Origin of the sequence: Haloprofundus marisrubri (assembly GCF_001469955.1) — an archaeon.
In the GTDB taxonomy this organism is placed as follows: domain Archaea; phylum Halobacteriota; class Halobacteria; order Halobacteriales; family Haloferacaceae; genus Haloprofundus; species Haloprofundus marisrubri.
This window is the reverse complement of sequence record NZ_LOPU01000029.1, coordinates 697,422-716,751: the sequence shown is the minus strand read 5'-3', so window position 1 is coordinate 716,751 and position 19,330 is coordinate 697,422. Positions and strand designations below refer to the sequence as shown.

The 19,330-nt window shown below is 64.4% G+C and carries 16 protein-coding genes; 7 read left to right on the top strand and 9 right to left on the bottom strand.

All coding sequences use genetic code 11. The features are described from left to right. Positions 1 to 52 precede the first annotated feature (52 nt). Complete coding sequence (locus AUR64_RS14090; RefSeq protein ID WP_058582570.1) at positions 53 to 1,009, top strand: nucleoside hydrolase; 957 nt, start codon at positions 53 to 55, stop codon at positions 1,007 to 1,009. 22 nt (positions 1,010 to 1,031) lie between these two features. Here AUR64_RS14090 and AUR64_RS14085 read toward each other — a convergent pair whose 3' ends face one another. Both AUR64_RS14085 and AUR64_RS14080 read right to left on the bottom strand, forming a co-directional pair. Beyond that, positions 1,032 to 2,045 carry a response regulator gene (locus AUR64_RS14085; protein WP_058582569.1) on the bottom strand — a complete coding sequence of 338 codons (1,014 nt, stop codon included), beginning with the start codon at positions 2,043 to 2,045 and terminating at the stop codon, positions 1,032 to 1,034. 83 nt (positions 2,046 to 2,128) lie between these two features. After that, on the bottom strand, positions 2,129 to 2,734 hold the full coding sequence (locus AUR64_RS14080; RefSeq protein WP_058582568.1) for a translation initiation factor IF-2 subunit beta: 606 nt from the start codon (positions 2,732 to 2,734) through the stop codon (positions 2,129 to 2,131). 170 nt (positions 2,735 to 2,904) lie between these two features. On the opposite strand from AUR64_RS14080, the gene AUR64_RS14075 reads away from it, so the two are divergent. Together AUR64_RS14075 and AUR64_RS21055 are read left to right on the top strand one after the other, a co-directional pair. Beyond that, positions 2,905 to 4,710 carry a kelch repeat-containing protein gene (locus tag AUR64_RS14075; RefSeq protein ID WP_058582567.1) on the top strand — a complete coding sequence of 602 codons (1,806 nt, stop codon included), beginning with the start codon at positions 2,905 to 2,907 and terminating at the stop codon, positions 4,708 to 4,710. Positions 4,711 to 4,809: 99 nt separating this feature from the next. Beyond that, positions 4,810 to 6,801: a hypothetical protein gene (locus tag AUR64_RS21055; RefSeq protein WP_205628406.1), complete on the top strand. Its 1,992-nt coding sequence runs from the start codon at positions 4,810 to 4,812 to the stop codon at positions 6,799 to 6,801. 29 nt (positions 6,802 to 6,830) lie between these two features. On the opposite strand, the gene AUR64_RS14065 is transcribed toward AUR64_RS21055, so the two are convergent. After that, positions 6,831 to 7,910, bottom strand: coding sequence for a deoxyhypusine synthase (locus tag AUR64_RS14065; protein WP_058582565.1), 1,080 nt, complete (start codon positions 7,908 to 7,910; stop codon positions 6,831 to 6,833). 182 nt (positions 7,911 to 8,092) lie between these two features. Between AUR64_RS14065 and AUR64_RS14060 the strand changes: the two genes are divergently transcribed. Together AUR64_RS14060 and AUR64_RS14055 are read left to right on the top strand one after the other, a co-directional pair. Continuing rightward, complete coding sequence (locus tag AUR64_RS14060; RefSeq protein WP_058582564.1) at positions 8,093 to 8,626, top strand: DUF7344 domain-containing protein; 534 nt, start codon at positions 8,093 to 8,095, stop codon at positions 8,624 to 8,626. Positions 8,627 to 8,677: 51 nt separating this feature from the next. After that, on the top strand, positions 8,678 to 9,382 hold the full coding sequence (locus AUR64_RS14055) for a DICT sensory domain-containing protein (RefSeq protein ID WP_058582563.1): 705 nt from the start codon (positions 8,678 to 8,680) through the stop codon (positions 9,380 to 9,382). Positions 9,383 to 9,591: 209 nt separating this feature from the next. Here AUR64_RS14055 and AUR64_RS14050 read toward each other — a convergent pair whose 3' ends face one another. The 3 genes from AUR64_RS14050 to AUR64_RS14040 all read right to left on the bottom strand — a co-directional run bounded on the left by AUR64_RS14050 (position 9,592) and on the right by AUR64_RS14040 (position 13,177). Further along, positions 9,592 to 10,359 carry a Nif3-like dinuclear metal center hexameric protein gene (locus AUR64_RS14050; protein ID WP_058582562.1) on the bottom strand — a complete coding sequence of 256 codons (768 nt, stop codon included), beginning with the start codon at positions 10,357 to 10,359 and terminating at the stop codon, positions 9,592 to 9,594. Between the two features lie 37 nt (positions 10,360 to 10,396). Beyond that, entirely contained in the window at positions 10,397 to 11,815 is a 1,419-nt protein-coding gene (locus AUR64_RS14045) for a flippase (RefSeq protein WP_162265544.1), read from the bottom strand. A 351-nt stretch (positions 11,816 to 12,166) separates the two neighbouring features. After that, positions 12,167 to 13,177 (bottom strand): glycosyltransferase family 2 protein, encoded by a 1,011-nt coding sequence (locus tag AUR64_RS14040; protein ID WP_058582560.1) that lies wholly within the window; start codon positions 13,175 to 13,177, stop codon positions 12,167 to 12,169. A 100-nt stretch (positions 13,178 to 13,277) separates the two neighbouring features. Between AUR64_RS14040 and wecB the strand changes: the two genes are divergently transcribed. Both wecB and AUR64_RS14030 read left to right on the top strand, forming a co-directional pair. Next, positions 13,278 to 14,438 carry a non-hydrolyzing UDP-N-acetylglucosamine 2-epimerase gene (gene wecB / locus AUR64_RS14035; RefSeq protein WP_082230792.1) on the top strand — a complete coding sequence of 387 codons (1,161 nt, stop codon included), beginning with the start codon at positions 13,278 to 13,280 and terminating at the stop codon, positions 14,436 to 14,438. Continuing rightward, positions 14,435 to 15,772: a glycosyltransferase family 4 protein gene (locus AUR64_RS14030; RefSeq protein ID WP_082230791.1), complete on the top strand. Its 1,338-nt coding sequence runs from the start codon at positions 14,435 to 14,437 to the stop codon at positions 15,770 to 15,772. The genes wecB and AUR64_RS14030 overlap by 4 nt, the downstream gene beginning before the upstream one ends. A gap of 39 nt (positions 15,773 to 15,811) precedes the next feature. Here the strand turns inward: AUR64_RS14030 and AUR64_RS14025 are convergent, their stop codons facing one another. From AUR64_RS14025 to AUR64_RS14015, 3 genes are read right to left on the bottom strand one after another with little or no spacing between them, the layout of a single operon-like run. Beyond that, positions 15,812 to 16,174, bottom strand: a complete 363-nt coding sequence (locus AUR64_RS14025) for a hypothetical protein (protein ID WP_058582558.1) — start codon at positions 16,172 to 16,174, stop codon at positions 15,812 to 15,814. 57 nt (positions 16,175 to 16,231) lie between these two features. Further along, the gene (locus AUR64_RS14020; RefSeq protein ID WP_058582557.1) at positions 16,232 to 17,476 is read right to left on the bottom strand and encodes a nucleotide sugar dehydrogenase; all 1,245 of its coding nucleotides are present in this window, start codon (positions 17,474 to 17,476) and stop codon (positions 16,232 to 16,234) included. Then, on the bottom strand, positions 17,473 to 19,296 hold the full coding sequence (locus AUR64_RS14015; RefSeq protein WP_058582556.1) for a class I SAM-dependent methyltransferase: 1,824 nt from the start codon (positions 19,294 to 19,296) through the stop codon (positions 17,473 to 17,475). The genes AUR64_RS14020 and AUR64_RS14015 overlap by 4 nt, the downstream gene beginning before the upstream one ends. Positions 19,297 to 19,330: the final 34 nt, after the last annotated feature.

Sequence of the window (19,330 nt, the reverse complement as noted above, 5' to 3'; positions counted from 1 at the left end):
CGGAGCGAGTCGGGGCAGGACTGTTAAGAGCACACCGGGTGACGTGGCAAGCATGTCACGCCGCGTTCTCATCGACACGGACACCGCAGGTGACGACACGCAGGCCATTCTTCTGGCCGCGTTAGCCGACTCCATCGAACTGGAGGCGCTCACCATCGTCGCCGGAAACGTCGAGTTCGACTACGAAGTCGAGAACGCGAAGTACACCCTCGACCTCGCGGACGCAGCCGACGACGTGCCCGTCTACGAGGGGTCGCGTCGTCCGCTGGTCAAGGAGTTCGAACACGTCGACCACGTCCACGGCGACGGTGGCCTCGGCGGCGAACTGTACCCCGACACCGACATCCCCTCGGCCGACGGCCACGCCGTCGACAAAATCGTCGAGACGGTCCGCGAGTCGCCCGGCGAAGTCAGTCTCGCCTGCATCGGCCCGCTGACGAACGTCGCGCTCGCGGTCCGCCGCGAACCGAAGTTGAACGACCTACTCGACGAGGTGTGGGTGATGGGCGGGGCGGTCAACACCATCGGCAACGACACGCCCTCCGCGGAGTTCAACTTCTGGGTCGACCCCGACGCGGCGAAAATCGTGATGGAGGAACTCGACGTGAACCTCGTCGACTGGGGGCTGACGCTTCGACAGGGAGCGTTCGACGCCGACGAACTCGAACCGTTCGAAGAGGCCGACACCCCCTACGCGGACTTCTTTACGACTATCACGCGACACGCCCGCGAGTTCTCGAAGGAACGCCTCGGCGTCGACTCGACGACGCAACCGGATTCGCTGGCGGTCGCCTGTCTGCTCGAACCGGAACTCGTGACGGAGGCGGAGACGTACTTCGTCGACGTCGACGAGCGAGAAGGGATGACCCGTGGCTACAGCCTCGTCGACGAACTCGGTATCACCGACGGCGAACCGCGGACGCGGGTGGTCGAAGCCATCGACGAGGACCGCTTCAAGCAGATGTTCTCGGATATGCTGCTCCACGGCGACCCCGAGCGGTCGCTGTAGCGCCGAGACGCCGCGAAATCGGTTACTGACGGCTGGCTTTGACGCTGATGTCGTCGCGCAACGTTTCGAGTTTCTCGATGGCGTCCTCGTGGACGCGTGCGACCGTCTCGACGTCGCCTGCTTCGAGTGCGGCGCGGGCGTCGACGAGACGCTCGGTGAGTTCGTCGAGTTCGTCGTGTCGCTGTGCCTCGTCGGTCAGGTCGGTGACGACACCCAGAACCGCAGGTTTGTCCGTTCGCGCGAGTCTGTACGGAATCTTGTGGACTCGCTCGACTCTCAGCGACCCGTCGTCGGCGTGAACGCGCTGTTCGGAGACGAACATCGCCTCGCCGGATTCGATGACTTCGCGGTCTTCGTCGAGGAAGTGTGCGGCCAACTCGGAGTCGACCAGTTCGGTTTCGAGCGTTCCTTCGACCTCTTCGGGGTCCATGTCGTACACCGACGCACTCGTCTCGTTGACCAGCAGATACCGGCCATCTTCGTCTTTGACGAACACGCACTGTGGGAGGAGGTCGATGACGCGGCGCAGGCGGAGTTCGCTCCGGCGGAGTTCGCGTTCGGCGCGGTACGTCGCCGTCGCGTTACGGATACGACGGCCGAGAAGGGCGAACTTCGAGGAACCGGTTCCCTTACGGAGGTAGTCGGTGACGCCCGCAGAAATCGCTCGACTGGCAATCTCCTCGCTGCCGTGGCCGGTAAAGAGGATGAAGGGAATCTCGGTGTCGAACTCGCGGACGCGTTCGAGTAGTTCGAGACCGCTCATCTCCGGCATATCGTAGTCGCTGACGATGCAGTCGAACCCGTGGTCACCTTCGAGACGGTCGACGGCGACGCCGGGGTCGGAGACGGATTCGACGCGGAGCGGAGCGTCGTCGTCGCCGCCGGCGTCACGTTCGAGAAACGCCGCGACGAGGTCCGAAAACGGCGCGTCGTCGTCGACGTGAAGAACGCGGACGGGGCCGTCTGCCGGGAGCGCGCTCGTCGTGTCCGTCGCATCCGTGACGGCGTCGTCTCCTGCCTCGTCAGCTCGGTCCATGTACGTCGCTTACGACTCCGTGGTATAGCTCTTCGGAAACCGATATCGGCCGTCTCGCGGGACGAGGACGAAGAATAACCGACTTAGACGGGACGAGCGAACGCGAGCGACCCGCTGATGTTGTAGACGGAGGCGTTCACGGTCTGGCCCTCCTGTGCGCCGGAGACGAAGACCGTGTACTTGCCCACTTCGGCGACGCCGTCGCCTTTGCGGCCGGTACCGGTAATCTCGAACTCGTACGTCTTGCCTTCTTCGAGCGTCGGGGTGTTGCGCGAACGCGAAGAGGTTCGTTTCTGAACGGGTCGGAACGCACCGCAGGCCTCACAGCGGAGCATCTGGACGCCGTCTTCGGTTCGAAGAACGGTGTCCGGCAGGCCACACTCCGAGCAGATGACGAACTCGTCGGCGTACTCGCGGATGGCGGAGTCGAAGTCGGCGACGCTGAACGACCCGTTGTAGCGGGCGCGCTGACCGTCGAACTGCCCGTTCGTTGCGAACTGGCGCTGAATCGCACTGTGGAGGTGTTCGGCGTCGCGCGAGAGCGCGTCGGCGATGTCGCCGAGGTTCGTCAGGCGTGTGAACGCGCCGTCGGTCTCGCCGACGGGGTCGGGGAATCGCAGTCGTTTGTCTTCAGTGGCTCGTGAGTCGGTGGCGTCCATCGCCCGGTCTAGGGATGCCTCGTAGTTCATACACGTTCGAGAAGCCAGAAACGTATAGGCGTTCCGTGTAGCGTGCGGCCGTGCGCGGACTTGCGGGTCGGCCGTGACGACGCTGTTACGTTCGCTTTGAATTTCAGTTTTTTACGAATTTACCGAAGAAATGAGAATAACGAGAGGGATAAACTCATGGTGGCTCAGAAGTGGAACTGTTCACTGTGAGAGAGAACGACGACCAGTCCGATCCGCTTGGGGAGACTGCAGCGTCAGAAAGCGAGCAGTCCTCGGACGGGCGCTCCCGTCGAGCAGTACTGGGGCTCATCGCTGCCGGAACTGCCGCGAGCGGACTCGGCGTGGCTGCTTACGACGAGATGTCCGACCGCGGGATAGAGAGTCCCGTACCGCTGCCCGGAACGGACCGGAGTGAACAAGAGGAAAGCGCCGACAACGACACGGCCGAACCGTCGTCTACCGCGGCGACGACCTCCGGTCTCACCGAGACAGCGACGCCGGACGCGGGAGGGGGAACCGCGACCGACGCTCCGACCGAGACGAGTTCCGAGGGCGGGTCGGACGGCGGTAGCGGTAGCTCGTCGGACGGCGGTAGCTCGTCGGACGGCGGTAGTTCTTCGGGAGACGCCGGGTCGGGAGGCGGTAGTGACAGTAGTGGTTCGTCGAACGATGGGAGTGCTTCGAACGACGCCGGGTCGGGAGGTGGGACCGGGTCCTCCAGCAGTACCGGGTCGTCGGACAACACGGGCTCTTCGAGCAACACCGGAACGGGAGGTGGTGACGCCTCCGACGGTAGCGGCACGGAAACCGAAACACAGACTGAAACTCCAACCGAGACGCCGTCGGAAGAGACGGACACGGCAACAGAAACCGAGGCACCGACGGAAACCGACACACCGGCGGAGACGCCGACGCCAACGGAGACGCCAACCGAAACACCGACCGAGACATCGACGCCCGCAGAACCGGAGTCACAGTGGCGCGCGGAGACGTCGCTGCCGCGCGCGCACAGCGATGCCGGTGGGGGCGTCGTCGGCGGGAAGTTGGTCTACTTCGGCGGATTCGACTCGGGGACTGACACGAGCGCAGTCGCCCACACGTTCACGTACGAACCCGCGCCGGACAGCGGCAGTGGCACGTGGAACCGGGTCGAGGATATGCCGAAGGCGGTATGGGGGCCCTGCGGTGTCGCCGTCGGTGACCGCGTGTACAGTTTCGGCGGTGTACTGACCCCTTCGCAGGGTAACAACGTGCCGACCGACGAGATATTCGTCTACGAGGACGGCGACGGCTGGCGCAACCTCACCGCCGAGACGGGCGTGCGGTGTCCGTACTCCAACTGGGGTATGGGTGGCGTCTACGACCCCGAGAGTGGCCTCATCTACTGTGTGACGGGTGGGACCGGCGACACCGACTCGAAGTGGGCGACGAACCACGGCACCGGCGGTACGCTCCACTGGTCGTTCGACGACCGGCGACTCTGGACGTTCGACCCCGAAGCCGAGGAAGTCGTCGACCCGAACCTCGCGCCGATACCGGAGGCCAAACGCTGGCCGTGTGTCGCTCGCGTCGTCGTCGACGGTCGGACGAAGATTCACGCCCTCGGCGGCGTCAAGAGCACTGCGGGGTCGACCGACTCGAACTTCCGCTACGACCCCGTTTCCGACGAGTGGGAGGAAGCAACGCCGACACCGATTCCGGGCCACTACGCGACAACGGACAATCCCGTCATCGACAACGAGATGTATCTCTCACACGGGTTGTTCCGCGAGAACGGCGAAGCGCCGACTATCGACTCGTTCCGGTCGTTCTGTCACCGCTACGACCCCGTCGCCGACGAGTTCGACACGTCGTTGCCGGACGACGAGGTAGAACGCGTCGGTTGCGTCGACGGCGTTATCGACGGCCGCCTCTACACGATGGGCGGCCACGTCAAGCGATACGACCAGAACGGATACCACGACTGCACGACTGTCACCTCGTCGTTCGAACCGTAGAGCGAACCCGGTTCATCCCACCGACGTTCGATTTTTCGCTCGTTGCGACAGTTGAGAGTCGCACAAACTCATATCGTTCTTGAAATCGAACCGTCAGGTGTGAGAGAGAACGGTGACCGAGGTGGCGAGCGAGCGGAGTCTCCCGCGAGCGACGAGCGCTCCGCCGAGAGTCGGTCCCGTCGTGGTGTGTTAGCGCTTCTTGCGGCCGGTACCGTGGGTATCGGTCTCGGCACAGCGGCGCTCAGCGACACGACCGACGAAGTCGAAGCGGACACCGTCGTCGAGACGTTGGCGACGGAGACGGGAGCTCAACCGGGGACGACGGGAACCGAACCGCCGCCGTCGACGGTGGCGACGAGTTCCGGCCTGTTCGAGACGACGACAGCGACGGCGACGCCGACCGAGACCGCAGAGTCGACGAACACTGGTGGAACGGACGACCGCGACGAAACCGAAACCTCCGGTCAGTCCGATACGTCGAGCGACAGTGGTGGTTCCGGCGGCACGTCCAACACCGGAGCGACGAACGGCGGTGAGGCGGACGACTCGCCGAACGGCGGTGCCTCAAGTTCAGATGGGTCACCGCCCGGAGGACTTCCTCCGGGCGGTTCCGGCGGCGACTCGGTAACCGAGACGGAACAGTCACCGACTGCAACGACATCGCCACCCGAGACGACGAGCGAACCGACGACGGAGTCGGCCACCGAAAGCTCGGACCCGACGTCGACGCCGATAGAAACGCCGGCGCAAACACCGGTTACGACCGAGACGTCTACCGAAACACCGACGCAGACGTCGACACCTGTAGAGACGCCGACGCAGACGCCTACTCCTACTGAAACTCCAACGACATCTACCCCCACTGAGACACCACCCGAGACGCCCACGCAGACACCAGAGCCTACTGAGACTCCGACAGAGACGCCAGAACCCACAGAGACGCCGACCGAGACGCCGGAACCAACCGAAACACCTACTGAAACACCGACAGAGACGCCGGAACCAACCGAAACACCCACTGAAACACCGACAGAGACTCCCGAACCGACAGAGACTCCCACCCAGACGGGTCCACAGTGGCGCACCGAGAGTTCGATGCCGGTCGAACAGAGCGACGCCGGCGGCGGCGTCGTCGACGGGGAACTACTGTACTTCGGTGGATTCGACTCCGGCGTCGAACTGAACGCGCGAAAGCGGACGTTCCTCTTCGACCCGAACAGCGGCGATGGAACGTGGACGCGCGTCGAGGATATGCCGAAAGCGGTGTGGGGCCCCTGCGGGGTCAGCACCGGCGACCGAGTGTTCAGTTTCGGCGGCGTCCTCACGCCTGCGGAGGGCGACAACGTGCCGACTGACGACATCTTCGTTTACGACCCCGGCGACGGCTGGCGCAACCTCACCGCCGAGTCCGGCGTTCGCTGCCCGTACACGACGTGGGCGATGGGCGGCGTCTACGACCCCGAGAGCGGATACATCTACTGCGTCGGCGGCGGCACCGGCGACACGGAGTCGGACACCGCGACGAACCACGGCACCGGCGGCACGCTCCACTGGTCGTTCGACGAGCATCGACTGTGGGCGTTCGACCCGGAAGCCGAGGAAGTCGTCGACGACAGCCTCGCACAGATACCGGAAGCGAAGCGCTGGCCCTGTGTCGCCCGCGTCGTCGTCGACGGCCGAACGAAGATTCACGCCCTCGGCGGCGTCAAAAGTACCGCCGGGTCGACCGACTCGAACTTCCGCTACGACCCCGTTTCCGACGAGTGGGAGGAGGCCGCACCGACGCCGGTTCCGGGCCACTACACGACGACGAACGACCCGGTCATCGACAACGAACTGTACCTCACACACGGGCTATTCCGAGAAAACGGCGAGTCGCTCTCTATCGATTCGTTCCGGTCGTTCTGTCACCGCTACGACCCCGTCGCCGACGAGTTCGACACGTCACTTCCCGACGGAGACACCCCCCGGGTCGGCTGTGTCGACGGCGTCATCGACGGCCGTCTGTACGTCACCGGCGGGCACACGAAGTTGTACGACCAAGAAGGGTATCACGACTGTACGACCGTCTCGTCGTCGTTTCTGCCGTAACGTGACGAGAGGTGACCGCTGCGACCGGTTCAGTTCTCGATTCGTTCTCTCGCTGCCGCGACCAAGAGCGGCAGGTACACCGTCGCGTCGCCCTGCACGGTGACGTTTCGGGCCTCCTTCGTCAACTTGCCCCACGACCGCGCTTCGTCGAGCGTCGCCCCCGAGAGGCCGCCCGTCGAGGCGGGGTCCATCGTAATCTGGACCGCGTAGTCGTACGCGCCGGGCGTGACGAGCATCGTCTGCAGCGTGAAGTTTTTCGGGACGCCGCCGCCGACGAGCAGACAACCCGCCTTGTCGGCGTGGTACGCGAGGTCCGTCAGCGGCGTCATGTCCGAGAGCGCGTCGAGGGTGAACTCCGAGGTCTGTGAGTACATCCACGCCTGTAGGCCGAACACGGAGTCCTGCACTGCGGGACAGTAGATTGGTACGTCGGACTCGTACGCTGCGGCGGCGACACCGGCGTCCTCCTCGATATCTTCGCGTTCGTTTACTTCGCTGTTCGCGCGGCCGAGTTCCCGGCAGAGGCGTTCGATGCCCACGCTTCCCTCCTCTTCGAGCGGCGGGAACACTTCGGCGCGGAGGTGCGACTCGAACAGCGCGAAATGTTCCTGCGGGAGGTAGACGTTGTAGATGCGGTCGACTTCTTCGTCGCGCAGCGTCTCGTCGTGTTCGCGCGCCGTCTTGCCTTCCGCGTGTTCGGCCCCGTGGTGGTGTTTGCCGCCGATGGCTTCGATGGCGTCGTGGGTGAGGTTCGCGCCGGTCGTCACCAGCGCGTCGACGTGGCCGTCGCGGATGAGGTCTGAGACGACTTTCCGCATTCCCGTCGGCACCATCGCGCCCGCGAGCGAGAGAAAGACCGTGCAGTCGTCGTCCGCAAGCATCTCGGCGTACACGTCGACGGCCTCGTGGACTGCCGCCGCGCCGATGCCCGCCTTGCCGTACTCGTCGACGAGTTCCGAGACGGTCATGCCGCCGCGGACGTCGGTGTGGCCGACCGGGTCGTGGTCGAACTCGTCGCGGCGCGGCGGGTGGTACTCGTGGTCGTCGCCCGCTTCATCGTGGCTCTCGCCGCCGTCCGTCCCGTCGTGGTCGTGACCGTCGTCGCTCATACCAGTTGGTGTGTCGGGGGGCGATTTCAACCACGCGGTCCGTCCGAGTGCCACGCCGACCGCTCTGGCAGTTGGCCACGGTTGACCGAGGCGGGGTGACACCGGCCGCCGTCGGTCACCGGACCGGAATCTCCGTTCGTCCGTACGAAAAGCACTTACACACGCTTCGTTTAGCCACGACTGTGGGAAGAGTCAACGAGGAACACGTCGGCGTCGACAGCGCACTCGTCTCGGAAGCGACGGCTGTCGACGACGAGATGTTCGCGGTGCTCGCGGACAGATACCGGCGGTTCACGCTCTATGCGCTCTTGCAGTTCGAGCAGTTGTCGCTCGAGGAACTCGCCGACGTCGTCGCCGGGTGGACACATTCGGCTGACTGGCACGCTGTCACAGCGGACGAACGAGAGAAAGTGTGGCTCGTGCTTCACCACACCCACGTTCCGAAACTCGAAGCGGCCGGCTACGTGACGTACGACCGCGACCGAGACGAACTGTCGCTCGAAACGGTTCCGGCGGCGTTGTACGACCTCGTGGTGTACGCGCGCCGACACGAGGGGGAAAACAGGTTTGGAGACGCCGAGAGTTCGGGGAAAACGGGAGGCGACCGCGGCAGCGACGCCCAGAGCGGAACGAACGACGGGGATACTGAGACCGACAAGAGTGCAGGGGCCGACGAGTCCGGACCCGACGGAACGAACGCCGGCGAGGAGTCGTAAGCGAGTCCACAGCCGACACTGTCGACTCCGCGTTCCGAAACGGAGGCATCGATGACACTCGACCAGTTTATTGCAGATGTGGCCGACCGGCGCAAACAGATTATCGTCTACGCGCCCGAGGACGCGACGGTCCCGTTACAACAGTTCGAGACGAGAAACGTCTCCATCGAACGACGAACGCTCCCGGACGACGGCCCACCCGGGTTCGTCGTCATCCGCGACGACGAAGGGTTCTCGGGTGCGCTGGGGATAGACGAACTCGGACACCTTCTGACGCCGCCGATTCGTCGGCCGTGGGAGAACGACGCCGAGACGAGTTACCGGCCGCTGTTCGAGATTCTCGACAACGCGGTGTTCGCCTCCTTCGACAGACGACAGATGGTCGGCGTATCCAGAGAAATCGAAGAACGGGCGTGGCGAACCGGACACGGGACGCTCAGATGTGGGTTTCAGTCGACCGAGCCGCTCGAAAAGCAACGCTCGGTGTACCGTCGACTCGCCGAGACGGAGTTGGATATCCACGTGTACCTCGCCGACAATACGGAACCGCAAATAGACGGTGTCACGTACCACGTCGAATCCGCGGCCGAAATCGGGCGGACGTGGTTCGTCGTCTTCGACGGAAGCACGTACACGGAAGCCGCCTGTGGACTCGTCGCCGAGGAAATCGAAGACGGCGCGTTCCGGGGCTTTTGGACCTACGACGAGCCGTTCGTCGACGAGATACTGTCGCACCTCACGTCGACGTACGACTGACACAGCGTGGAGTCCCCTATCTAACGCAGCGCCGAGTCGATGCGCACGAACGTTTATCGGCGGTAACGTGGCCACCCCGGCGCGTGACCTGACCCGTTGTCGCGGTCCGGGCAGTGCGGGTGTACGACGACCCGGCCGCGTGCGCAACTCTGTCGTCTGTTCGCTACCTCACAGGCTCGACAGAAGCCGGTAATCGGTAGTCTGTGCGCTCAGAGACCGGTCGGGTGGTCGACGAACGTCGTCTCGACACCCCAGTCGGCGAGTTGCTTCGCCAACGCTTGTACGCCGAACGTCTCCGTCGCGTAGTGGCCGGCCAAGAAGACGTGGATGCCCGCCTCACGCGCCTCGTGGTACGCTTTCTGCTTGCCTTCGCCCGTCACGAGCGCGTCGACACCTGCGTCGACGGCTTCGTCCAACCAGTCGACGCCGCTACCGGTGACGATAGCGATCTCTTCGATGTCGTCGGGGCCAAATTCGAGAGCCTGTACGCCGCGGCTCCCGGTATCCAGCGCAGCGTCGAGCGCTGTCGAAACGTCGGTCGCGTCGAGCGGGTCGCTCGTCCGGCCACGCTGGCCGATATGTTCGGGTCCGAGTTCGCCGAACGGTTCTCTGTCGACGAGGCCGAGTACGTCGGCGACACCAGCGGCGTTCCCGAGTTCCTGATGGCCATCGAGCGGCAGGTGTGAGACGTACAGCGCGATGTCGTTGTCGACGAGCGGTGCGATTCGTCGGAACTGTTTGCCCGTCACGCGCTCGATGCCGCCCCACGAGAGGCCGTGGTGCGTCAGCAGGAGGTCGGCATCGGCCTCGATGGCGGCGTCGACGGTCGCGACGGCGGCGTCGACGGCGACGGCCGCCCGAGTTATCTCCGCGTCCTCGGGGCCGACTTGGAGGCCGTTCGCGCTCGCGTCGATGTCGGCGTACGCGTCGGTTCGGAGCGTGTCGTCGAGACGGTCGGTCAGCGTCGAGAGGCGCATAGTCGAACCGAAGCGGGCCGTCCGTTTGTAACTCCCGCTACGGAAGCACTGCCAGCACTCTCGTCCTGATGTCGCGTTGTGCCAGCATTCCACAGCCGTAGATAACCGCACCAGCAGCGACGAGTGCGACGACGCCGCTAACAGTGTTCTGTGGGATGTGATGCCACTGTTCGAGTGCGTAGACGGTGACACCCATCGTCAGCGCAACGACGACTTGCCACGACACCCAGCGCCACTCAGCGGTCAAAGAGAGGTCTTGACGGAGGTAGAACAGTTGCGCTGCGACGGCGATAGATGCCGTCGTCAGCGTTGCAACCGCCGCCCCGTACATCCCGATGGCAGGGACCAGTAGCAGATTGAGACCGACGTTTGCGAGCACCGACAGTACGTTCGTTCGGAAGACGGCCTTCGGGCGGTCGATGCCGACCAACACGTTCTCGGTGACGTACTTTATCGCCTGTGCCAGTTGCCCGACCATGAGCACTAGAAGCACCGTCGCGCCGGTTTCGAAGCCGTACAACACCGACAGCAGTTCCTCGCCGAGAACGGCGACGCCGATGACTGCCGGCAACACCAACGCAATCGCGTAGCCGACGCCTTTGGCGAACGTTCGTTCGATGCCGGCGATGTCACCCTTCTCGTGCCACCGCGTCACCGCCGGTATCAGCGTGAGACCGATAGCCTGCGCGCCGATGAGCGAGATACCGGTGAGTCGCCACGACGTCTCGTAGATGCCGACGGAGGCTTTCGAGACGAAGAACGCGAGCACCATCGTATCTGCCCACGTGTACGTCAGGTGGCTGATGTTCATGCCGATGGTGTAGCGAGCGAAATCCACGAGCCGTCGGACCGACGCCAGCGTCGGAATCGCAAAGCCGGCGTCGACGAAGTAGAACGCGAGTGCCGTCGTCAGAAGCATCGAGACGGCTCCGCCGTAGACGAGGCCGATGACGCCGTATCCCCACTGAAGAAACGCGACCGAGAGCGCGACGCGCGAGAGCGTGCCGAGCGTCTCCAAGCCGGCGGTAACCGAAATCTGGTCCTCACCGCGGAGCGCGCCGAAGAGGATGCCCCGGGACGTGCCGAGGGCGACGAAGAGGACGATGAGCGGCACCGCCGCCTGGAGTTCGATGTAACTCACCAGTTGGTCGCCAAAGAGAACGACGACGCCGGTAACGAGGGTGAACACGCCGCCAGCGACGAGCAGTGCCGCCGTGAGATACGGCGCTCTGGCGTCGTCGTCGTCTTCTTGGCTGACTCGTTTGACCGTCGCATCCGGGAGGCCGAGATACGACAGGAGTGTGAGAACCGAGACGACCGAGCGAAACGTGAAGTAGATACCCAGCGCCGCCGCTCCGAGTTCTCGCGCGAAGTAGATGACGCTCAGAAAGCCAACGAGACGAACCGTAATCCGTCCGGCGAACAAGGCAGCACCATCACGCTCAACGGAGACCACGACCACCACCGAGGCGATACCGACTAACCCGTACGCGGGTACGCGGAGACATTAGTTCGAGATACCGTGGGACCCCCTTCGTTACGGCCTACGTACCGACACCGACGACTCCTCGATACGTATCTGTAGAGAAGACAGTCAAATTCGACAGAATTTGGTGGAGTAGATGGGGCCTACTCGGATAATTGCTGTACTCGGAGAACGGAAGCAACAACCGGCTATCGGCCGGTCGCTCGAAACCCCCAGTGGAAGATTCGCGGAAAATCGTCGAACCGTGCTACACCGTCGACGTGCCGACGAATCGTCGAACAGTCAGCGACGGGCGTCGTCGACACGGAGTGAACAGTCTCGTTACTGACGACTCTCGACCCGAGCGTAGTCGGGTTTGTCGTCTTCGGTGGACCCCGACGTCGACGCCGAAATCCACCACTCGTCTTCGATTTGCTCGGCGTTTCGTCTCGCCACCGTCTGTCGCGCCGTCGCCGCCGCCTCGAACCCGCGTGGGCCGGTGAGCGACAGGAGGAACTTCAGGCCGCGCGACGCACTCGGTGCGAGACGGAGGGCGTCGAAACTGTGTTTGACGGCGTCGCGGTGGTTGCCCCACTTCAGTTCGGTGTACGCCTGACTGCCGCTCATCGTCGCTTTGAACCGGCGGGCAATCTCGGGTCGCTCGCGCATCTCGTCGCCGAACTTCTCCCACATCATCTCGGTGACCGTCGACTGCTCGGGTTCGTTCGAGACGTTCGTCTCGTGCATCTGCCGGCGGACCAGCGGTTCGTCGATGTACTCGAACTTGTACCGCTTGGCGAGACGGACGTTCATCTCCCAGTCGACGCCGCGAGGGAACGACTCGTCGAACCCGTCGATAGCCTCGAAGCAGTCGCGGCGAATCATGTGGCTCGAATGCGGGTGGAGGCCGAAGGTGACGAGAACCTCGGGGTAGATTCGGCCACGACGGCCGGGTCGGTATCGTCGGGTGACGCTGTCACCGTTGGTCATCACGCCGCCGGTGTAGACGACACCGTACTCGTCGGAGAGCGAGTCGAACACGTCCAGTTGGCGTTCGATTTTCTCGGGATGCCATCTGTCGTCGTCGCCGAGGATACAGAGGTACTCGCCGCTGGCGTTCGCTGCCGCACGGTTGAAACTGTACGCGATGCCGCGGTTCGTCTCGTTGTGAAGGACCGTCACCCGGTCGTCGTCTTCGTACGCCGAGAGCACGTCCCGAGTGTCGTCCGTCGACCCGTCGTTGACCACGACGGCTTCCATCGCCTCGTGGGTCTGGCCGAGGACCGTCTCTATCGCCCCGCCGACGTAGTCGGCCCGTTCGTACGTCGGTATCAGCGCGCTGACTGTTCGCATTGCTCGGAGTGTTCTACAGGCACGCGCATTACTGTTCGGCCAATTCTCAGGAACTGAACAGTCACGTAAGAGTGTAGTATCGGCGAAGAGAGAGACGAGTATGTCCGGTTCTTCGGGGCAGCGTTTCCCAGTGGAGATACTCGTCGTCGTCGGCACGCGACCGGAGTTAGTGAAAGTCGCGCCGGTGCTGCGGGCGGCAGCGGCCGACGACGCCGTCGACGTAACGCTCGTCCACACGAACCAACACTACGACGCGTCGTTGAGCGAGCGCTTCTTCGAGGTGTTGGGGCTGGACGCGCCCGACGAGAACCTCGAAATCGGCAGCGGTAGCCACGCCGAACAGACCGCGAGCGCCCTCGTCGCCGTCGACGAACTGCTGGAGCGGCACGCTCCGGACGTCGTCGTCGCACAGGGTGATACGAACGCCGTCCTTTCGGCGGCGCTGGCGGCGAGCAAACGACCGTCCGCGTTCGCGCACGTCGAAGCGGGCCTGCGGAGTTTCGACCGCTCGATGCCCGAGGAGACGAACCGCGTCGTCGCCGACCACGTCACGGACCTCGCGTTCGCACCGACTGAGGACGCCGCGGCGCGACTCCGCTCGGAGTCCGTCGCCGCCGACGTGTTCGTCACCGGCAACACCGTCGTCGACGCCTGTCTCGAACATTCGACCATCGCCGCCGAGCAGTCGACCGTTCGCGACCGGTTCGACCTCCGCGAGGAGTCGTACGGTGTGGCGACTATTCACCGGCCGCGAAACGCCGACGACCCGGAACGCCTCCGCGAAATTCTGCGTGCCCTCGACGACCAGACCGACCCCGTGGTTTTCCCGGCGCATCCGCGGACTGCGGCGGCGATTGACGACCTCGATTACGACCCGTCCGGGTCGCTTCGCGTCGTCGAACCGCTCGACTACCTCGACTTCCTCGACCTGCTGTCGAACGCCCGCGTCGTCGTCACCGACTCCGGCGGCGTCCAAGAGGAGTCGTCGGTGCTCGAAGTGCCGTGTCTGACCGTTCGCCCGAACACCGAGCGACCCGAGACGGTCGACGCCGGCGTCAACGAACTGGTGACGCCCGCGGCGTTGCAAGCCCGTCTCGAAACACTGCTCTCGGACGACGAAAAACGACAGTCGATGACCGGCCACCCGGACCTCTACGGCGACGGTCGGTCGGGAGAACGAATCGTCTCACACGTCCGTGAGTGGGTCGACGAACGGGCAGATAAAGAACCGAGCGAGGAGCCAGCGGTCCCGAACCGATGAGCGTGGAGACCGAAGGCCGACCGGCAGCGTCGACAGAGCGCCCGGAATCGGATGTCGAACGAAACCACGCAACCGACGAGCGAGACGCCAGCCTCCACGTCTGTATGCTTCTCGCCGACACCTACCCGGACGATATTCGCGTCAGAAAGGAGGCCGAGGCGCTCTTAGCGGGCGGCCACCGAGTGACGTTGCTCTGCAGCGGTCGGGACGGCCAACCTGCGCGCGAAACCGTCGCTGGAATCGACATCGTCCGCGTCGGCAGCGACGGCGGCCCGGTGTCGACGCTCGTCCGTGCCGGCGACGTGGCCTGTAACTTGCTGACCGTGATACGCCCGCGCTGGGTTCGCACACTCGACGAACTGCTCGACGAGTCGGACGTCGACGCGCTTCACGTCCACGACCTGCCGTTGGTTCGGACGGCGTTCGTCGCCCGACGCCGACACGGTGTGCGGGTCGTCGCCGACCTCCACGAGAACTTTCCGGAGGCGGTCCGCCAGTGGCGACGACCGTACTCGACGGTCGACACGCTCAAGCGTCCGGGGTTGCTCGTCGGTCGACTCTGCCGGCCGATTCGCCGCCTCAAGCGGTTGGAGAAACGCTGCGTCACCCGCGCCGACCACGTCGTGACCGTCGTCGAGGAAGCCAGAGAGCATTATCTCGTCGACTGCGGGGCGATAGCTAAACACGTCACCGTCGTCGGAAACACCGTCGAACGCGCCGCGTTCGCCGACGCGGAAGCCGACTCCAAAATCGTCGCCGACCTGCCGGACGACGCGTTCGTCGTCACCTACGTCGGCGGGTTCGGCGCACACAGAGGATTGGACGCGACGGTCGAAGCCGTCGCTGCGATGGACGAATCGACGAACGTTCATCTCCTCTTGGTCGGTTCCGGCGGCGGTCCCTACGAGGAGCGCCTGCGGGCGCTGGCTCGAAAATACGGTGTCGACGACCGAGTGACGTTCACGGGGTGGGTCGACTTCGAGCGCGTGCCGGGTGTCGTCGCCGCCAGCGACGTCTGTCTCGTCCCGCACGCGTCGACGCCGCACACCGAGACGACGGTGCCGCACAAACTGTTTCAGTACATGGCGACCGGCACACCCGTCGTCACGAGCGACGTGGCACCCTTGGCCCGAATCGTCTCGAAAACGGACGCGGGCCGGACGTTCGCTGCAGGTGACGGCGCGTCGTTGGGGGTGGTGCTTTCGGAACTGGCTCGGAATCCGGAGGCGTGTCGCCGACTCGGCGAAAACGGGCGGCGGGCCGTCGAGACGACGTACAACTGGGAGCGCGATGGAGAACGACTCTGTCGGATGTACGAACGGCTCTGCGAGTAGCGTCGTCAAATTCGCCCGAAGATTCGCTCCCCTCAGGCGTCAGGAAGTGTGTTCGCCCTGTCGCTGTGCCTGCGAAGCGAGGAGCAGAAACGCGATTGTCCCGACGAACAACACCACGAGCGGGAGCGTCGACGTTCCGTCTCCGCCGTACTGGTTTGCGAGCGCCAGCGGACTGACGCTCAGTCCGAACAGACCGACCGCGTAGCCGACTCTATCTTCGGTCTCGTCGAACCGTACTGCACGACCGAGAAGTGAGACGTCGAACGCGAGATAAAAGTACGTCGCTCCGGCGTACACGGCCGTCACTGCTCCTGCAACGAACCAGTCGGTGACAAGCAGTGCGTAGGTTCCAACTCCGACGACAACTCCACAGAGGGCGGCGAGCGGGAGGTCTTTCTGCACGCTCGCAGTGTCACGTGAGTACCACTAAAAGCCGCGGGATGCGTGGCTTTTCGGGCGTTATCGGCCGTCGCCGAGCACTCGAACGTCGAAGCCAGCGCTCTCCCAAGATTCACGGTCGAGCGTCGCTCTCGCGTCGACGACGTCGCGGCCGTCCATCAACTCGGCCATCCGTTCGGGGTCGACGTCGGCGAACGCCTCGTGGCCGGTGAGGACGACGAGACAGTCGCTTTCGAGTACCGCGGCGTCGAGTTCTGTGGGCTCTACGGCGAACTCCGAGACGTGCGGGTCGTGGACGCGGACTTCGTAGCCGGCGTTCTCGGCCAACTTGACGAACGGAAGCGCGGGCGTCTCGCGGGTGTCGCCCACGTCGGCTTTGTACGCCGCGCCGAGCACCGTAATCGTCGCGTGGTGGTCGCCGCGGAGGCGGTCCGTCACGAGACCGAGCACGTGCGCGGCCATCGAGTCGTTCACGTCGCGGGCGACCGAGATGAGTCGGTCGCTGTCGGTTCGCTGCGCGAGGAACCGTGGGTCGATAGTGATGCAGTGCCCGCCGACGCCCGGTCCCGGCGAGAGCACGTCGACGCGCGGGTGTTCGTTCGCCAGCGGAATGGCGTCGTGAACGTTGACACCTATCTCCTCGGCGATTTTGGCGAACTCGTTGGCCAGCGCGATGTTGACGTCGCGGTGGGTGTTCTCCATCAGTTTGACGAACTCCGCCGTCGTCGCGTCGGTGGTTCGAATCGTTCCTTCCACGACATCGGCGTAGAGTTCACGGGCGCGAAGGGCAGCGTCAACGTCGAGGCCGCCGACGACCCGGTCGTTGCCGACGACTTCGTCGAGCGTTCGGCCGGGAATCGCTCGCTCCGGACAGTGAGCCACGTCGAACTGCTCGCGGGAGAGGCCGCCGAGTTCGAGCGACGGCACCACGAGACGTTCTGTCGTTCCCGGCGGCACGGTCGATTCGAGCACGACGAGGTCATCCGGTGAAAGAACGTCGCCGATGGCTTCGGCGGCGGCGCGAACCGCCGTGAGGTCGGCCACGTCAACGGTCTGGTCCAGCGGCGTCGGCGTGACGATGACGTACACGTCGGCGTCTTCAGTGGGTGCGACCGCCGCGCTGAAGTTTTCTCGCACCTCTTCGAACAGCTCCGGGAGGCCTGGTTCCTCGAAGGGAAGTGTGCCCTGATTGAGTGCGTCGACGCGAGATTCGTCGATGTCGACGCCGACGACCTCGTGATGCTGGGCGAACAGCAACGCCGTGGGCAAGCCGACGTAGCCGAGGCCGACGACGCAGACGCTCATCGCTGCACCATCGTCTTGCGTCGGGAGGTCTGCGGGTCAGTTCTCCCCTCCGGTCGGAACGGTTCCGAGAGCAGGTTCGTCAGCGCCATCACGTAGGAACCGACCTCGTACGCGCCTTTGAACATCTGGTCGTCGACGTCCATCCGGCCGCTCGTCGTCAGGAATCGCATCGGAACGCCGAGGCCGCTCTCGTCGACGAGGTTCGTTCCGAGGTCGTTCTCGCCGTATATCCACGCCATCGCGCGAGCGACGTCACGGTCGTAATCCTTGCGCCCGCCGGCGTCGTAGTAGTGTGAGACGGCGTTGACGAAGAACGTCTGGTGGCACTCGTAGAGGAACTTCCAGTGGGCGGGTCGGAAGCCGACTTTGGCGAGCACGTCGGCTTTGCGGCGTCTACGCCAGGAGACGTCCTCCCAGATGAACGCGCCGTCCTCGCGCATTCGTTCGTCGACGGCGAAATCCAGCACTTCTTCGAGCGTGTCGAGGTAGCCGGGCATCTCCAGCACCTCGATGGCGCGGGCGAGACCCCAGACGGTGTACATCTGGTTCTGGTGGCGACGCGTCGTCACGTTCTCGAAGCGGAACGTGTGGCGCATCGTCAGCCGTTCGTTCATCGACCAGAGCGCGTCTTCGAGCGCGTCGCGCACGTCGTCGGTCGGCTCGTACTCGTAGAGATACGACCAGCCGTAGGCGAGCAAACTGTCCTCGGCGTCGGTGAAGTCGAAGCGGTCGACGGCGTGGTCGAACAGATGTCGGGCCGTGCGGCCGTAGTTCGGGTCGTCGAACGTCTCCGCGGCGAGCGCGAAGGCGGCGGTGAGTGGACCGATGCCGTAACTCGGCATCTCCGCGAGCGTGTCGTCTTCGCCGACGCGGGCGGTGAAGTACTCCAGTTCTTGGCGAAGTTGGTCGTCGTACTCGTCGCTTGCAAGCGAGGAAGAGCGCCACTGCATCGACCCCAGAAGTGCGAACGGTGCGTAGCGCCACTGGATGCTGTCGTCGACGCTCCACGTCGGGCCGTCGTCGCCGAGTTCGTAGTCGAGCGCACGGACGAACTTCTCCTCCTCTTCGTCCCAGAAGCCGTTCTCGTCGGTCGACCGAAAGAGGGCGTCGAGGCCGCCGTCGAGGAAGCCGTCGTAGTCGAGTTTCTCCGCGCCGAGAACGAGATACGCCGCGCGGTCCCACAGGCCGTGTTCGGTGAGTTTGTCGGTGGCCCACCACGCGGCGTCGACGAAGTACTCCTGATACTCCTCGTCGAGGAGGTTGATGGCGCGGTGCGGGTAGTACGGGTACTGGAACACGAGGTCGACGTCGCCGAGGCGGAAGTCCGGCGACATGTGCGACAGCGCTTCGTCAGGTTCGAAGTAGCGGTACTTGTTGCGCCCGCGGTTCCAGTACGGCGAACGGGGTGTCGGCACCGAAAAGACGAACCGAGCGTCGGGTTTCAGCACGCGGTGGACTTCACGAGTGAGTGCGTCGACGTCCAAGAACTTCCAGTCGTACGGGCCGATGGAGACGGCGGCGTCGAAGTGGTCGTCGGGAAACGGGAGTTCGGGGTGTTCGGGGTCGGTCGACTCGTACTCGTCGACGTCGTCGCCCAGAAGTTCGGCGGCGTACTCGATAGCTTCCGGCGCGAAGTCGAGACGCGTGACGTGGTCGGCGTCGAGACCGGCCGTGACGTTGGATTCGGAGGCGATGTCGAGCACGCGGCCTTGCGAGCCCAGTTGGTCCCACGCCGAGTAGCGCTCGGCGTCCCGGAGATACTGGATGTTCGGCGGCGCTGGTGCCTGCTTTACCCAGTTGTTGAGAATCTTCTCTCGCATACGCTCACGAAATCTGACTATTCGGGGTTAGTTA

What these genes read in the sequence shown, in the direction of transcription:
- AUR64_RS14030 (WP_082230791.1), top strand. Translation starts at nt 14,435, where the DNA reads ATGAGCGTGGAGACCGAAGGCCGACCGGCAGCGTCGACAGAGCGCCCG.
- AUR64_RS14055 (WP_058582563.1), top strand. Translation starts at nt 8,678, where the DNA reads ATGACACTCGACCAGTTTATTGCAGATGTGGCCGACCGGCGCAAACAG.
- AUR64_RS14015 (WP_058582556.1), bottom strand. Translation starts at nt 19,296, where the DNA reads ATGCGAGAGAAGATTCTCAACAACTGGGTAAAGCAGGCACCAGCGCCG.
- AUR64_RS14090 (WP_058582570.1), top strand. Translation starts at nt 53, where the DNA reads ATGTCACGCCGCGTTCTCATCGACACGGACACCGCAGGTGACGACACG.
- AUR64_RS14085 (WP_058582569.1), bottom strand. Translation starts at nt 2,045, where the DNA reads ATGGACCGAGCTGACGAGGCAGGAGACGACGCCGTCACGGATGCGACG.
- AUR64_RS14020 (WP_058582557.1), bottom strand. Translation starts at nt 17,476, where the DNA reads ATGAGCGTCTGCGTCGTCGGCCTCGGCTACGTCGGCTTGCCCACGGCG.
- wecB (WP_082230792.1), top strand. Translation starts at nt 13,278, where the DNA reads ATGTCCGGTTCTTCGGGGCAGCGTTTCCCAGTGGAGATACTCGTCGTC.
- AUR64_RS14080 (WP_058582568.1), bottom strand. Translation starts at nt 2,734, where the DNA reads ATGAACTACGAGGCATCCCTAGACCGGGCGATGGACGCCACCGACTCA.
- AUR64_RS14040 (WP_058582560.1), bottom strand. Translation starts at nt 13,177, where the DNA reads ATGCGAACAGTCAGCGCGCTGATACCGACGTACGAACGGGCCGACTAC.
- AUR64_RS14065 (WP_058582565.1), bottom strand. Translation starts at nt 7,910, where the DNA reads ATGAGCGACGACGGTCACGACCACGACGGGACGGACGGCGGCGAGAGC.
- AUR64_RS14050 (WP_058582562.1), bottom strand. Translation starts at nt 10,359, where the DNA reads ATGCGCCTCTCGACGCTGACCGACCGTCTCGACGACACGCTCCGAACC.